The sequence below is a fragment of the Paraburkholderia phytofirmans genome, from assembly GCF_046028095.1.
Classification (GTDB): Bacteria; Pseudomonadota; Gammaproteobacteria; order Burkholderiales; family Burkholderiaceae; genus Paraburkholderia; species Paraburkholderia phytofirmans_A.
Map to the genome: position 1 here is coordinate 122,120 of NZ_JAQQDJ010000002.1, position 15,070 is coordinate 137,189.

Consider the following 15,070-nt stretch of genomic DNA (forward strand, 5'->3'; position numbering starts at 1 on the left):
TGCCCAATAGCGGGCGGCGTCCGTCAGTTTTTTTCCGGCAACGCCACGTTGGCCCGCACATATTCCTGCGACAGTTGCCGCACACGATGCGGATCGGCAATCAACGCTTCGAAATTCTCCGGGGAATATTCGATCGGGCCATCGCTGCCCAGCACCTCACCGCTCGGCCAGCCGACAATTACTTTCTTGAGCAGGTCGGCCTGGGATTCCTTGATCAGATCCTGAAACTCCGGCTCATCGACGCGACGCACAGTCAGCGTTATCGCGGACTCGACGACCTCGCCGCTTTCGGCGATTTCGCGCAGCTTGAATTTCCACTTGAATGTATTGCTGCGGGCGAGAACGATCGGCATGAAACTCTCCTTGGAAATGAAACGGGCCGCACTAATGCGGCCCGAGGTACTACGACAGAAACTGCGGAAAAGTAACTTTGCTCAGGTGAGTGCGATCGAGATTTCGTCGTTACCGAGCAGCGTGTTGAACGTAAGCGTCGCCGAGAGGCTGGCGATGCCGTTGTTGTCCGTGTAGGACGGCGACGTGAGTTGCACAGCCGGCGCCGCGATGGTCACAATGTTGCCGGGCGCCTTACCATGCTGCAGCGACAGGGGAAGGTTCTGCGCGCCCGCGATCGAACTCCAGTAATCCTTGTCGCTCACCCGCGCGAGCTCGAACACGACGTTGCCCGTCGGCTTGCGATCGGTGATCAACGCGCCAGCCGCGCCCGGCAGGCTGCGATAGGTGACCGTGTTGGCCAGATCGGCGGTGAACGCATTGAGTACGGCGGAATAGCCAGCCAACGTGAAAGCGGGCGTATTCTCGTTGTTGACCACCAGCGGATCCCTGAACTTCGAGAAGTCAGGCGTGGGCAGCGCCAGATCGGTGACCGGCACATAGTCGCCGGTAAATTTGAACTTGAACTTCGGCACCGCGTTCGACGTGAGGTCGAGCGACACCGTGCCGAATGCATTCGTGATCTTGTGCAGCAACCCATCGAGGAAGTAATAAATCGTCGCCGGTAACGGATCGTCGCTGATTGGATGGTAGGTCACGCTGGTGTCGGCAACGACTGTCGACGCGAATGAGCAGGCGAGCAGCAAAGGCTCCCATGCAGGCGCTTCCCCTGCGGTGCCGCTGCCGGCGATTTCGACGCTGAACGACAATTCGGCGTGCTTTTCCGACACAAGCTGCTGGTCGTTGCCGAGATAGCCCTTCACGTTGTTACGCTGCGCATATTGCGCAGCAATCGGTGTCGAGCTGACGTCGCTGACGAGCATTGCATCGTCGGCGCCGGTCGGAACACCTGGGATGCCGATCGCCGTCTGCAGCACGGCGAGAACCACTGTCTTGCGGGTACGCTTGGTCATGAGCCTGATTCCTGTGTGAATGTGAAAAGGCGACGCGCTGTCCGGCTCGCCTGACCTATCCAGTCAGGCTGTTCGACCGCGTTCGATACGTGTAGAGATAATGGACGGTACGAAGACAGGACTCGCCGTCGACGTTCGCGAAAATGGGCGGGTCCGTCTGCCCTTCGTCGCTGCCGATCAGCGCCGGTGCGTCGAAATCCATGATGATCGGATGGGCCAGCTCGAGCACGCTGTCGGCCGCCTGATCCGGCGTCGTGTCGCGCGTGATGACCGTACAGAGGATTTCGGTCTGTCGCGTTGCGAACCCGATTGCGGATCGGTCAGGTGGTGCATCGGCCCCCAGATGCAGGATCAGCGCGAGCGTGTGCTGCGCATCGAGCGCATCCACAATGGAACGGCCGACCTGCACGTTGAGCTGCTGCATGCCGGGGTCGGCCGTCATCAGATCGAGTAACGCACCGACGTACTGCTCGCGGAGTGTCGTCATAGGCGTTTGAGAGGTGCAAAACTGAACATGCCTGCCTCATCTTTCGGGCGACCCGCTCGCGTCACCTCGTAACGACGGCCAGCGATCTGGATCACCGCCTGTTTCGGCAGGACCGGGGCATCGGTCGTGCGGTATTCGATCCCGTAATCGACCGCCTGCGCCATGTTCTCCAGAATGTCGGAGCCAGGCTGCAGGAAGTCTGCCCAGAACGGTTGTGGCACGTCGGCGCCGCTGATGACCGTGACTTCGGCCAGCATGCCGGCGTCGACGGCCGCATCGAACAGCGCACCGAGATCGAAATCGCTCACAGCCAGAGCCGCACACTGGCTGTCGAGTCGGTTGCCGCCTTCGGTGCAGCGAAGTGGCCGATCGGGTCGTTGTTTTGCGCGGTGATCGTCGCGACATTGTTGGCCGAGTCCCAGTACGCCTTGTCGCCCACCACCGCCGCGCCGGTAGTCGCGCTGGGCAGCGCGTAGACGCCGCCGGTGTTGTATTCGCCCTCCGCGTTGGCAGCGTATGTACCGGAGGCGACTGCCGGCAGCTTGCCGTTGCCGAGCAGGACGAGCTGGCCCGAAGTGACCGCGGCGGCCAGCGTCGCGGTGATCGTGCGGCCCTTCTGGATAAAGTTGTTCATGGATCAGTTCTCTCTGAAGTAGACGGATGCAAAGTCGAAGGATGCAGACAGTGCCAGCGTCACGCCGGCACACTCGGCGTCTTACTGGCCCGGATTCCTGAAAAGACCGCGCCAGTCGATCGCCTTCGCCGCGAAGTCGAGCCGTGCCTTGACCTTCAGGCCGTCGACATCGAAATCGAGATCCTGCTCGGTGTACAGCCCCTGCTCGCCTTCTAGGTAGCAGTACTCGATCGTGTCGATTGCTGCGGGGTCTGCCGCGAGATACCAGGCCGTCGTACTGATCGCATCGAGGCGCGGCTCGACGACCGGCGTGAGCGTGCTGTAGAACGGGTTCTGCTGGTTCGCCTGATTCGGCACGTACTGGTTGCTGGTCATCTGGCCGGCGGTCGTTTCCAGCGTGGCCGGCACCAGCAGGAATTTCGGCGCACCGTTCAGCGGCGTGCCGTCACCCGGCGATTTCTGCAGGCGCATCGCGGTACGCCCTGCCGAAAGCGTATCGATCGCGATTGCGCCACCAGCACCGAGATTGCCGTGCTGCGCGTGGAACAGCGGCTTGCCGTCCGACATCACGGCGTTACCCGTCAGGGCGCCATACACCACGTCCGATTCCAGGTTTGCTGCGGAGCGGCCGAAGTAGGTCGGGACGCGCTGCAGCGCTGAGAGATCGTCGTTGATGATCATCTGACGCGTGAAGCTGATGATTTTCCCGTACGAGCCGAGCTGGATCACTTCGCCGCCGTCGATCAGCTTGCCGTATTTGTACTCGCCGGATTCGTTGACCTTTTCCAGCTTCAGCGCACCGTCGACCATCACGCGCGTGGCCGGGCGGAAATCGGTCAGCGTGCCCTGACGCGCCCAGCTCGTGAACGAACGCGGCGCAGCGCTGTAGGCGTCACGCAGCGTGCGGTTGATCACGTTGCCGAACACGATCGGCAGGTCGGAGGTCGTGTTATAGCCGGCACGGGTCAGCCCGAGCGCCATACCAGCGAGCTGGCGAAGCTCCATGCCACGGGTGTCGATGCCCACCGCTTCGAGCCCTTCACGGCACATCTCGCGCAGCGTCATGCCGCGATACTGTCGGGCCGCGTCATTGATCTCCTGACGCGGATTCACGCGATGCATCACTGCATCCGTCATTGCGGCACGGCGCACATCGGTCTCGTCGGTCACCGTGACAATGTTCGATGCGCCCCGCTGCGGATTCGCGTTCGAGCGCTCGGTCTGCAGGCGCAGGATTTCCGCGCGTGCAGCGTCGACGGTCACGCCGCGCTCGATGAAACCGTTCAGCAGCTCGTCCTGATTGTCGAGCACGCTCGCGCGAACCGCCGTGCGCAGATCGATCATGCGCTGACGTTCCGCCGCTGCACCTTCGTTGCGGGCGGCTTCGCTTTGGGCCGCAGCTGCAGCGTTTCGTGCCGCCTCCGAGGTATCCGGACCGGACGGATTGGCGGGGTTTTGAGGTTCGTTTTCACCGGGCATCACAGCTCCTTGGTTATGTTGCGAGGCGCGTGCCCCGTCAGAAGAACCCCCTGCGCTTCGATCGACGAACTCGCAGGGGAAAAAGCGTTGGTCAGGCGTGCCGCCTGCATTGCGCACGGTGGCGTTCGGATCGGCCGGGATGGAAACCAGCGAGATTTCGTACGGCTCCCAGTCGGTCGCGCGGTAAATCCACTGGTCGTTGCCTTCCTGGCCGGGCGCGATCATGTCGTACCGGTACGTCCGGTAGCCGAACGAGATGTTGCGGAGGATGCCGTCCTGCACGTCCTGAAAATACGGCTGTACGGCATCGCGCGATGAGAAGCGAAGCTGCGCCTGTCCCGTACTGCTCGCGCTGTCGAGCGACGCGCTGGACACGACACCGAGCACCGAATCAAGGCCGCCCCAGCGGTCGTGATCGTTCAGGACCGGCGCATTACCGGACTGCAGGCGATCCATCCGGACGGCCCCTGGATCAGTGCTCAGCTCTTCCATATAGGTGCGGTCGCGCATCCAGTCGTAGCGCTGCACCTGCGCGCCTGCCGTCCAGGTGACATCCACCGTGCGGTTTTGCGCATCGACAGTTCCAACCGGCTGCAGACGCGTTTGAAGCGGCATCGCCGACGGTGCACCGGCACCGCCGCGACGACCATTAACGGGTTCGGGCATGGTTCACTCCAATAGGAAACGCCCGCATGGGAGCGGGCGTTTCCGAAGTTTTCAAAGTTGCTTTGCGACGACTACTGCGGCAACTGTTGCGGCAACTACTGCGGCACCGCCGAGAGGATCTGCTCCAGCCGGTCGAGAACGTCGTGTGCCGATTTCGCGTCGAGTGCGCGGCCCGAAATGGGCACTTCGATGGCGAGCGGATCCGCATTGATTTCGGCATCGACTTCATCCGGGTCTTCACCGAGGTCACGAATGCTTTGATGCCTGCTCTTCAGACGGGCGTCGATCAGCGCGATGATGCCGTTCGCTTCGCGCAGGGGGTCGATAAATTCGATGCGCTGCGGCGACCATGACACGTCGGCCACCGGCTGTTTCGCCTTGCCGGCGAGATAGGCCGTCGAAACGAAGCGGCTGGCGACCGCTTCGCAGAACATCGGAATGAAGATGAGCCAAAGGTCCTGCTCGAGGAAACGCTTGAACTCCATTTTCCCCATGCGACCGCTGGTGAAATTGACCTGCGAATAATCGCCGGTTAATTGTTCATACGTGGTGTCCGTGCCGGCTGCGATCGCACGCAGATCGACGCGTACATTCCCCTCATAGTCGTTGCTCGTCGCAGGCGCGGAAAAATCAACGGTCTCGCCCGGCCGCAGATACTCGACCATGCCGGGCGAGAGCGACTCGACACGGCGGGAATCTCCCGGCGTCGACGCCGCCGGGCGCCCAACCTGAAAACCTTCATCGCTCGACGTGACGAACGCCGCAAAGCACGCCTCGATCTTTTTACGCACGAGCTCGGCGTCCTGATACTCGTCGAGGTCGCGGGCTTTCCAGATCGCAGAAGCAAGCCACGGGAACCCACGCACCGCGTTGGGCCGATCGATCGCATCGAACAGGTGGATGACCTCCGAAGCTGGCACAAAGCGGCTCAGCATGTTGCGGGGCATCTGCGCCACTTCTCCGGGATGCTGATCGAATAGCCAGTAACCTGTCCTCTGGCCGATCATATTGAACTGCACTCCGGCCACAATAAACCCGCCGTCGATGGCACCGACCTTCAGCGTGTCGAGAAAATCGATCTCAAGGATCTGCAACTGGAGCGGCACCTCCATGCCGTCCTGCGGCAGGCGCGTGCGAAACCTGAGCAACACCTCACCCGACTCCTTGAGTGCCTTGTATGCCTGCGCCTGCAGGCCGTAGAAGTCCAGCAGTCCGCCAGCATCACAAACCTTGACCCACCGCTTCCAGACCTTCTGAAGAGCCTTGTCGCCGAATTTGGCCTGCACGCCGGTCCCGATCGCATTGGCCACCAGGATCTTGAGCGCGCGGCGAATGTGCGGATTGTTGCGCACCAGATCGCGCGCACGATTGCGCAGGATGCCGAGCGCGGGCAGCACCTCTGCCGTCGAGCTGGCGCCCGAAGCACGCCACCCCGCCGAGCGCGGCCCGCCCTTGGCCCCGTCGAATCCGCGCGCGACGTGGATCGAGACCCGCGCGCGCATCCGTCTCGCAGCGAGCCCCGGCGCCACGTACTCAATGGCCCTGTCGATAAAGTTTGTCTTCATGTCAGAACCGTTGATAAATGGCGATGCTGGATCGAGGTACGCTGGGCGACTGCTGCTTTGCTAGCTCGGTTTTGATCACATCGCGCGCCTTTAACAGGTCGCCCATGGAACGATAGGTGATGCGCTTGCCGTTGTATTCGACCGATAGCGTGCCGGTCGCAATGGCTTTCTCGATCGCGTCGAGGTTCTGCTGGGTAAATGCCATATCTATCGCCTCAGCCAGTTGTCCCGGCGTGGAATCCATGAGTTCTGGGTCGCACCCGCGTCTGTCGCTGGCGTCGCCGGTTCGCTTGCCGTTTCGGCCACCGCCAGCTCCGCGTCCGGAACAACCTCAAGCACAGCGGTGTCTGCGTCAGCCTGTTGCGCCGTACCGGCCGGTTCCGGCGCCGGAACTTCATGAGCCGGAACAGACGCGAACAGATCCTGCACGCGAGGCTCGATCACCGCTTCGAGCGCGGCCCAATCGGCATCCTGATAAGCATTCAGGCGCAAACGTGGGTGATACGCGCACGCGAAGTTGTAGACCTTCAGGTCGAGCGCTTCATTGCGCTTCCGGAGCTTGTCCCAGCGGTCTTTCGACGGGTTGTACGCCTCTGCCGTGAGCTGCTCGAAGTACTCGTCGTCGAGATCAACCGAGAAGTGCATCCGCCGGTCGACGACCTCCCGCTCCTCGTCGCCGAGCAGCGCACCGAAGATGCGGCTCTTCGCGGTGTCGGTGCCGACCGGCCAGAGCTTCACGCCGTTCGGGTAGGTCTTGCCCTTGACCGTCACGTCCTGATCAGTCGGGCGGCCGATGATCGGCTTGTGTTTCTCTTTAGCGCCTTTAATGGCGAATACGCCACGGTGGCGCCGCAGCCGGCAATAGTCGTACACGTCCTGCGTGCGGCTGCCACCGGAGTCGACAGCGCACAGTTCGATGCGCATCGATACGCCAAACTGGTTGACGATCGGCGTGTCGAGATACCTGTCGAGCTGGTTCCATACGTCAGGCAACGCCGGATCGCCGCGAAAGACGACGTGATCGATCGTCCAGTTGCGCAGGCCACGCCCCCAGCCGGAGATCTCTCCTTCGAGGCGGTCGTTCTGCGTGTCGACCGCACAGGTCAGCAGCAGACAGCCGTAGGGAATCGAGCGCAGCCTGTACGGCTCGGCACGACGCTTGATCGTCTCCCACTTCATCTCCGCGCTCTTGTCTTCCCAACACTCGGCGAGCGCGTTGTTGACGAACGCAATCATCTTGTCGGTGTCGCTTTGCGCGGCCTCCCAATCGTCCATCAGATCGGACCACGGACGCCATCCGAGCGGCGCGTACAGCGCACTCAGGTGGAAGCTGGCCGTCTTGCCGTCACCGGGTGCCGTCGGCATCCAGTAGGCGCCCTCATAGCCTCGCGTTTTCCAGACGCTCTCAGGATTGCCGGCGCCGCAACCGGTCTGGCAGTAATACAGCACGATGCCCGGATCGTCCGGCGAGCGGCGCATGCCCTTGCGCCAGTCAAAGAACTGCGGGGATCCGCAGTCCGGACAGTGGATGAAATAGCGCCGCTGATCTCCAGTCTCGAACAGCTTCTCGATCTGCGAGCGCCGCTTGATGGTCGGCGTGCTGTTCGCGAAAATCTTCGCGCGACGGCCAAAGTTACTTGTGCGGTTTTTCGCGAGCTCGATCGGATTGCCCTGACCGTCGACGTTGAGCAAGTACTCGTCGATTTCCTCGAGCAGCACGTAGCGAACCGTCGTCGACTTCAGGCGGCCTGCTCTCGTCGCACTGACGAGGTTCATCAACCCACCGGGGAATTTCTTGCGCAGCTTTGTGTTTTCGCTGCCCTTCTTCATCGCGTCCCGCACGCGGCGGCGCAGATCCGGCGTCGACGAGCGCATCGGCTCGAAGCGGTCCATTTCCCACTTCTCGGCATCGTCGTATGTCGCGAACACTGCGAGGATGTTGCCGGCCGCCGTCGTGATGCAGCGACCAATGAAGTTTTCGCCCAGCGCCGAGCCGCCGAGCTGGTGCCCCTTCATGAGGCCGACCGTGATCACGCGGCTGTTATCGAAGGGCCGGTCATTGTCGTGCGCGTAACGCGTTACGGCGCTCGCCTGACCCGAGAGCGCATCCATGATGCCGACGAGGTACGGCGTGCGCTCATTTCGCCATTTACCGGGCTCCGGGCTGCTCTCCGGCAGGACGCGATGCTTCTCCGACCACTCGGCAATGCCGATCCGCCTGTCAGGCCGTATCGCCTCCGTGATCGTCTTCAGAAATGCTTCGGTCGCTCCCATCAGCGTCATCCGTATCGTTGTCGCTCAGGAGCGCCGTCACGTCCACAGACGCAAGCGCGCGAACGAGTTCCGCATCGAGCATTGATTCGACCCTGACCGGATCAGTCTCTGCAGCAAGCGCGTCTTTCAGGCGAACAGGAATGTTCATCACGTTATCGCGCACCGTCCGAAACGCGGTGAAGGCGAGGCGCTGCGCATCAGCGAGCGGCAGCGTCGTACCACGCTCACGCTCGAGGTCCATGCGCTCGCGCTCAAGCCGCGTCTGTTCTCTCGCTGCCCGCGCAGCGCGATAGGCGACCATCGAAGGGTCTTCCCTGCTCGCGGCAGCAGGAACGTCGTCGTCTTCATCCTCGTCGTCCGGATTAGCCGGAGGAGACGGCATTAAAAACGCGGCATTCACGGGAGATGGGCGCGACTGATCGGTGATCGAGCGCCGCGACTCGTCCGTGTTGCGACGCCAGGCCGCAACAGCCGCATCGGCATCGATCTTGCCGTCTGCATCGACAGCAATGCGCCCGGACTGGATCGCCTTCTGCACCGCGCGCAGCGTCACGCCGATGTGCCGGGCAAATGCCCTTTGCCCAAGCTTGGCCATGCGGCCTCCAGAAACAGAAAAGGGGCAGTCGGTGACTACCCGACTACCCCCACAATGACTACCTGACTACCAGAGTGACTACCCTGAAAAGTTGCTTTGACGACGCGTGTGATGGGGCTCGAATTACCCGCATAACCGCCCTTTGAGAAAGGACCCACGAGCCCATGGCCGACTCGCGACATGGGCACACCCCTCACCATCGCGCGGTCGCGAGCGCCATCATCAACGCCTGCTGCATCGCAGGCTCGAGCGTCGCGTCGACAGTCTGCTCTGCTACATCATAGAACGGGTAACGCTCTTCGTAATGCGGCGTCGCACTGAACGCGAACACCGGACGAATCGCGCTGCCATGCCCGAACGTGTAACGCGCCCAGATGCCGAGAGCGAATCGGCCACCGGCGGGCTTGCCAACGAAGTAGCGCACACCCTTTGCCGGATCGCGCGGCTTGCGCTTCTTCGAGCGTGCCGTTTCGTTCTGCGCGCTGTCACGTGACGCGCGGATCTGCGACGCCACCGACGAGTAGACGCCGGGCGGCACATTGCCGAACGCGTCGCGCACGTTAGCGTTCGTCGGCATCGCATAGTCGCCGTTCGGCAACGCGCCCGACAGCGCGAGCATCTGCTCGAATCGGGTGTAGCCGCGCGAACCTCCGAACACCTGAGGCTGCAGGTACGTCGCGGCCGGCGTGCCCTTATATGCGAACTGGCGGAAACCGATCTGCGCACTTGGTTGCGCCGAACTTGCGCGCTGCATGATCGACACCGAGTTCAACGTCCATGTCGTCGGTCGATCAAATACGTCACGCATCTCGCGTTGCTGCGCGAGGACGATGTTCTGCGCGACGATGTTGAGCGCACTGCGCGCGGCGTACACGAACTGTTTGCCCGCTTTCGCTTCAAGCGCTTGTAACAGCGGCAACGCTTTAACCTGCGCGGTCACATGATCCATACGAAGCCCAATGCAAAAAGCCCCGACGCTTTCGCGATCAGGGCTTGACGATTCTGTGTTTCGTGAAGGCGCACGCCTCCACATGACCTAACGGGCTCCAGTTTTTATTTTTTTGTCGCCGAGAGGGTTGCGCCACGAGTTGGCGGGCGCTCCATGTATCCAGTGACTCGGTAAAGGATGGCCGAAATATATTCGATCGAATCTTGATTTGCAAGATTTTCATACTCGCATCTGCCTGCGGACTGTGTCCGCCGCACTGCCATCCACCTTATCAAGCATCGAGAAGACCATGTGAAAGTATCGTTCCCATTGAGCTCGATAGAGTTCGATCGACACGCCGAGCGCTAGGGCACGTTCGGCGTCGTCGACCGCTAACCGTGCGGTACCGCCGCAGTGCGGACAGATCTGGCGACCATCGCGGCTGGGCTTCTGCTCGTTATGTATCGATCCGCGTCCGTTGCACGTGTCGCACCGCTGATATTCGCGAAAGACCATCGGCGCACGACCATTGTGGGCAAATGGAATGCGCTCCTCACTCACGACGACGGAGCGCTCGCCATGGCATGTTGGACATTCCGACTCAATGACTTTCGCAGACGGTGGCTTGCCAGAACGGCCGAACACTCCGCGACCTTCACAATGCGGACAGCGGTCAGCCACCCATTCCACGATTGCGCGTTCAGCGAAGCGCTCCACGATATCCGCATGAGAACGCTCGAACTCATGTCCCGACCGGCGAGCGCGGTTTTCTTTCCGATCGAGGCCGGTGAATTTTCCGCGTGAGAACTTTCCCGACCAGCGGACGCGATTGGCAAGTAACAGCGTGGCACGCCGCAGCCCTTTCCGCTTCACGTCCTGACCATACTTCATTCGCCACAACAGGCTTCCAAGTTCGGCGGCGAACGCAAGTGCACCCAAAGTTACTTTTGGATCGCCTGTCGGTTCGCCCAATTGACTGCGAACATTCATCGCCACGCCGGCTTGCTCTTTAAGGTCGATCATCGCCTGCTCCCTTATTGTCCCAATGTCCTAATGTCCCAAAGGAAAGGCTTGTGGGTGCGTGCGCGCCCGCGACATGCGCACCCTCACGTCGCGCATGTCGCGGGTGTGCGCACACACGCAAGGTGGCCGCTTGGGACGTTGGGACACGAGACGATCTGAAACCCCAAAAGGCAGCGCGCCAAAGCTGGCGCGAGCGCGCGCCGAGGATAGGCAGTCAGCGCGCCGGAAAAGGTGAGGATCAAAGCGGCGCGTCATCGTCGGCACCTTCGGTTATGAGTTCGGTGGCCGGCTGCGGGACTTCCTCTTCCTTCACATAAAACCATTCACGACGGCCTGTCGATTCTCGCTTGCGCACCCAGCCGAGTGACTTCAATGCCTTGCCGACCCGCCGCTGCTCAGGTGGCGTCCACTTGGACGTGTCGAGCTTCAGGATGTCGGCGAGAATTTCTTCCATCGTGACGCGACCGCGCAGCTCAAGATCACGCGCGATGCGATCCTCGTACACGTCACCTTCATAGCGCTCCGCCTGCTCACTTTCGAACAGCGGCTTCTCCGCTTCCGTCACGTGCCAGATGACGCCTTGCCGGTATAGATGTACCGCTTCAGCCCAGAGCTGGTCGCGGTCGCGGCGAAGGTCGTCAATCAGGATCGGGCCGCCGACACGAAGCGGCCAGTAACGGCGATTTCCCGATTCATCCTTGAGGTACGTATCAAAGTTGACTGAACCCGCGAACACACCCTGCCGGTGCACGTCCGTTGCACGCTTTCCATAGAAGTTGCGAAACCGGTCCGTCTCGGTGGCGAAGAAGCTTTTGGCGGCCGACGAATCGCTTTTGTTGAGCGAGTCGAGTTCCGCCAGTTCGATGATCCACTTGCCCGCCATGACGGCGTATGTATCCTTGTCACCGATGCGGATCGGCGAGTTGGTGTACCACTGCTTGCCCGCGATCACTTCCAGCGCCGTCGACTTGAACCAGCCCTGCCTGCCTTCGAGGATCAACACGTTGTCGGCCTTGCAGCCGGGACGCATCACACGCGCTACTGCAGCAATGAGCCACTTCGTACCGGCCAGCCGGACGTATTCGCTGTCCGCCACCCTCATATAGCGAGTCGGCCAGTTGCGCACGCGTTCGACGCCATCCCAGACAACGCCTTCGAGGTATTCCCGCACATCATGAAAGTGCGTCGCATCGGCGACCAGCAACACAGCGCTCATCACGATGTCTTGCCGCACCGAGATGCCATATTTCTGCGACAACCAGAGCACACAGCGAATGTCATCCATGTCGGACCACTCGCCGACCTCACCCTGCGCGAACGGTGGCCGCTTTCGCTTCATGACACGGCCGGCGAAATCATCCTGCGCAATGACGCCCTGCCATGCCTTGTGATTCGACAGGATCAGATGCACGTTGCCGAGCGTAGGCAGCAAATTGCCTTTTTCGGAACGCGCAAGATCGCGCTCCCAAGTGTGTGCGCCGCTTTCAACATCGTGATTGGGCGCGTCGTCTGTCGCAGCGCCAGCGGACATCGCGGGCCCCGCTCCCGCGATGGTCAGTACAGTACGCGTTCCATTCGGATGCTCGTCCGAAACGATGCCTTCGACCGCCATGCGTTCGATCAGCCGGGCCGCACGATTGAATTCGATGCTCAGGGCGCGCTGCACAAGCGAGATGGATGCACGAGCTGCGTCCCGCACGACCGCGACTGCGCGGTCATACAGAGGATCGGCAGCAAGATATTGGTCCTGCATCAGAGCCGTCAGAGGAACATCTTCTGCTGCTGGCGCCAACGCGACAAGTAGCGCCGACTGGATCTGCTGGCGCACGCTTTCGAGCCCTTCGGCGCAATGCAGATCATTGAAGTCTGTCAACTTGCGATCACCGCGATCGGCAAAGCGCGGAAACACCACGCTTGCGTGCCCGATGTCCGCGACCGCTTCGTACGCATACTTCAGTCCCGCATTCTCGAAGCGTCTGCGACGCTCCGGCATGACGTCATTCCAGATCGTCAGCTCGATGAACTCGACGCCGCCGTTGATCTGTTTGCGCTCGGCGCGCAGCATGTACCAGGTGTTCCTCGTCTCGACGCGGACTGCGTCGCCACCGGGCACCAGCTCTCCGCTGTAGCCGAAGTCTTCCAGAAGGCAGTCGCGCAGGCGCTGCTCAATCTTCCAGTCGTCGTCGGCGCACACCAGCACATGGAGATCGGGATGGCGTTCGCGCAGGTGACGCGCAGCCGAAAGAATGCCGCCAGCGTCGAAGCAGATCACCAGCGGAATTGCCTCGTCGGTAGCCATCCGGATCGAGCGAGCCGTAGCGTAGCCCTCTGCGATCGTGGCGACCTTGTCATCGTCGCCTATATCACCGAGCAGGTAAGCCGCGCCTTTCTTCTCCATTCCTTTGTTAAAGCGCTTCGCGCCATCCGGCGTGATTTTCTGCAGGCCGACAAGTCGGATGGTGTCGGCGTACTGGAACATCGGAACAAGCAATGTGCCCTCGGCGTCGAAGCGCACACCCTCAGGCGTGATCTGCTTCCTGTCGAGATAGGCGGACACGCCGTCGTCGTTTGCCTTGTGCCATTGATCGCGCGCGCGATTCGCGGCGAGCTTTGCCGCTTGCGCCTTCTTCTCTGCTTCCGCCCGTTCCGCCGCTTGCTGACGCTGGCGTGCCGCGTTGACGTCTTCCTGCGTCAGTGCCTCGCCATGCCACTGGAAAGGTTGCGCACCGTTGTCATTGCCCGACCAGCGCCCGAATGCGCCCGTGTAACCGAGAACCCTGCCAGAACGCTCGATCTGGTGCAGCGAGTACCAGAATTTCTTGCCCGCTCCGTACCGATGCGGTTTGCCGTCCGCGATCGGATGGCCGTCAGGCAGCGTGGGATGACCCTCCGCCGCGAGCTGCTGAACGATCTGCTCTAACGTTGACATTCGTTGATTCTCCTTTGGCGTTCACGTTGATGGGAAAACGCACGCCACACCGCACGACCGGCGACGTACGTCTGTGGGCCGGACGACAGGCGCCCGAACGAAGGGTTACAACGGCGAAGCAAGGAACTCGCACCGCTCAAAGTCACTTTGGCGTCCCCCTGATTACTTGCCGCGAAGGCGGCGCCATTCCGCCGACATGAGCTGATCGAAGCGCTCCAGATCGGCAGGCGAGAGCCCGCCCTCCAGTTGGCGCCTGAATTCATGTCGCTCGGATTTTGTCGGCAGCGCCGCGCAGATGGATGCGGCCCGCTGTACGAACACAGGAACAACCGCCGCGCGTAATGCTGCCTGGCGAATCAGCGCGAGGTTGGTCGGAAAGGTATTGATGAGTGATGCGAGGAATTGGGGCACCTGATGAGGATCCCGATCGGCGACCCACTGCAGGGCGGACATGCCGCACGCGAGCTGCTGGTTGACGTCGCATGACAATTCGACGCGCTCGCGGTGTGGGTTGCAGCATGACATTCCAGCGCAAAACCTCATGCTGAGCGACGTCCCATCCTGCTAACGGCCTGCACAGTGCGCAGCAGCCGATCGAGCAACCTCTGGTTCTCCCTTGCAGCCACGGCTATGGAGTCGGCTTCATGCTGGGTGATGTGACCATCCGAGATCGCATCGATCACCACACTCGAGACATCGCCAGATCGCTGGGCGGCTTGCGACGCCGCTCGCGCAATAGCCTCGACGGTGCCGTTCGAGTCCTGCTCTGTTGCCGGACTGGCGCTCAAGCCGAATCGCTCATTGAGTGCACAAAGTGCATCAAGGTATTGCGGCTGCCGCTTCTCTTCCATCCACTCGAGCAGCAACTCAAACATCTCCATGGACAGGCGGTTTTCGCCTTCGCCGCGCAGGCGCAGGCGCAGCGACTCAGTGCCAATGCTCTTGCCACGACGATTGGTCAGGAATGCCGCTGCGTCCGCGACTCCGCCTGGGGTACTGCGTACGGCCGTGTACAAGACATCGAGCCAATCAGTGCCGCTATATCTGCAGGTCATAGGCCCTCCGGTTTCTCTTTAGAAATGTGGTTTTCCATACTGTTTACCGATGAAAGGCTCTCGTACCATGC

The 15,070-nt window shown here is 61.5% G+C and carries 15 protein-coding genes; all 15 read right to left on the minus strand.

The features are described 5' to 3' along the window. Positions 1-23: 23 nt before the first annotated feature. The 15 genes from PQR54_RS05035 to PQR54_RS05105 all read right to left on the minus strand — a co-directional run bounded on the left by PQR54_RS05035 (position 24) and on the right by PQR54_RS05105 (position 14,999). A complete protein-coding gene (locus tag PQR54_RS05035; protein WP_408244340.1) occupies positions 24-353 on the minus strand; it encodes a hypothetical protein in 330 nt (109 codons plus the stop codon). An 81-nt stretch (positions 354-434) separates the two neighbouring features. After that, positions 435-1,364: a hypothetical protein gene (locus tag PQR54_RS05040; RefSeq protein WP_408244341.1), complete on the minus strand. Its 930-nt coding sequence runs from the start codon at positions 1,362-1,364 to the stop codon at positions 435-437. Positions 1,365-1,419: 55 nt separating this feature from the next. After that, positions 1,420-1,851 (minus strand): hypothetical protein, encoded by a 432-nt coding sequence (locus tag PQR54_RS05045; RefSeq protein WP_408244342.1) that lies wholly within the window; start codon positions 1,849-1,851, stop codon positions 1,420-1,422. Next, positions 1,848-2,159, minus strand: coding sequence for a hypothetical protein (locus tag PQR54_RS05050; RefSeq protein ID WP_408244343.1), 312 nt, complete (start codon positions 2,157-2,159; stop codon positions 1,848-1,850). Before PQR54_RS05050 ends, PQR54_RS05045 begins: the two co-directional genes overlap by 4 nt. Next, positions 2,156-2,485 carry a DUF2190 family protein gene (locus tag PQR54_RS05055; RefSeq protein WP_408244344.1) on the minus strand — a complete coding sequence of 110 codons (330 nt, stop codon included), beginning with the start codon at positions 2,483-2,485 and terminating at the stop codon, positions 2,156-2,158. Before PQR54_RS05055 ends, PQR54_RS05050 begins: the two co-directional genes overlap by 4 nt. An 81-nt stretch (positions 2,486-2,566) precedes the next feature. After that, positions 2,567-4,630 carry a prohead protease/major capsid protein fusion protein gene (locus PQR54_RS05060; RefSeq protein ID WP_408244345.1) on the minus strand — a complete coding sequence of 688 codons (2,064 nt, stop codon included), beginning with the start codon at positions 4,628-4,630 and terminating at the stop codon, positions 2,567-2,569. Between the two features lie 95 nt (positions 4,631-4,725). Further along, entirely contained in the window at positions 4,726-6,195 is a 1,470-nt protein-coding gene (locus tag PQR54_RS05065) for a phage portal protein (protein WP_408244346.1), read from the minus strand. Position 6,196: 1 nt separating this feature from the next. Further along, on the minus strand, positions 6,197-6,400 hold the full coding sequence (locus PQR54_RS05070) for a phage head-tail joining protein (protein ID WP_408185469.1): 204 nt from the start codon (positions 6,398-6,400) through the stop codon (positions 6,197-6,199). 2 nt (positions 6,401-6,402) lie between these two features. Continuing rightward, on the minus strand, positions 6,403-8,469 hold the full coding sequence (locus tag PQR54_RS05075) for a phage terminase large subunit family protein (RefSeq protein WP_408244347.1): 2,067 nt from the start codon (positions 8,467-8,469) through the stop codon (positions 6,403-6,405). After that, positions 8,417-9,064 (minus strand): hypothetical protein, encoded by a 648-nt coding sequence (locus PQR54_RS05080; RefSeq protein ID WP_408244348.1) that lies wholly within the window; start codon positions 9,062-9,064, stop codon positions 8,417-8,419. The genes PQR54_RS05075 and PQR54_RS05080 overlap by 53 nt, the downstream gene beginning before the upstream one ends. Before the next feature lie 193 nt (positions 9,065-9,257). Beyond that, positions 9,258-10,013: a hypothetical protein gene (locus PQR54_RS05085; RefSeq protein WP_408244349.1), complete on the minus strand. Its 756-nt coding sequence runs from the start codon at positions 10,011-10,013 to the stop codon at positions 9,258-9,260. Between the two features lie 219 nt (positions 10,014-10,232). Further along, complete coding sequence (locus PQR54_RS05090; protein ID WP_408244350.1) at positions 10,233-11,015, minus strand: DnaJ-like cysteine-rich domain-containing protein; 783 nt, start codon at positions 11,013-11,015, stop codon at positions 10,233-10,235. Between the two features lie 238 nt (positions 11,016-11,253). Then, the gene (locus PQR54_RS05095) at positions 11,254-13,944 is read right to left on the minus strand and encodes a VapE domain-containing protein (protein ID WP_408244351.1); all 2,691 of its coding nucleotides are present in this window, start codon (positions 13,942-13,944) and stop codon (positions 11,254-11,256) included. A 162-nt stretch (positions 13,945-14,106) separates the two neighbouring features. Further along, the gene (locus PQR54_RS05100) at positions 14,107-14,469 is read right to left on the minus strand and encodes a hypothetical protein (protein WP_408244352.1); all 363 of its coding nucleotides are present in this window, start codon (positions 14,467-14,469) and stop codon (positions 14,107-14,109) included. A gap of 14 nt (positions 14,470-14,483) precedes the next feature. Next, on the minus strand, positions 14,484-14,999 hold the full coding sequence (locus PQR54_RS05105) for a phage regulatory CII family protein (protein ID WP_408244353.1): 516 nt from the start codon (positions 14,997-14,999) through the stop codon (positions 14,484-14,486). Positions 15,000-15,070 lie beyond the last annotated feature (71 nt).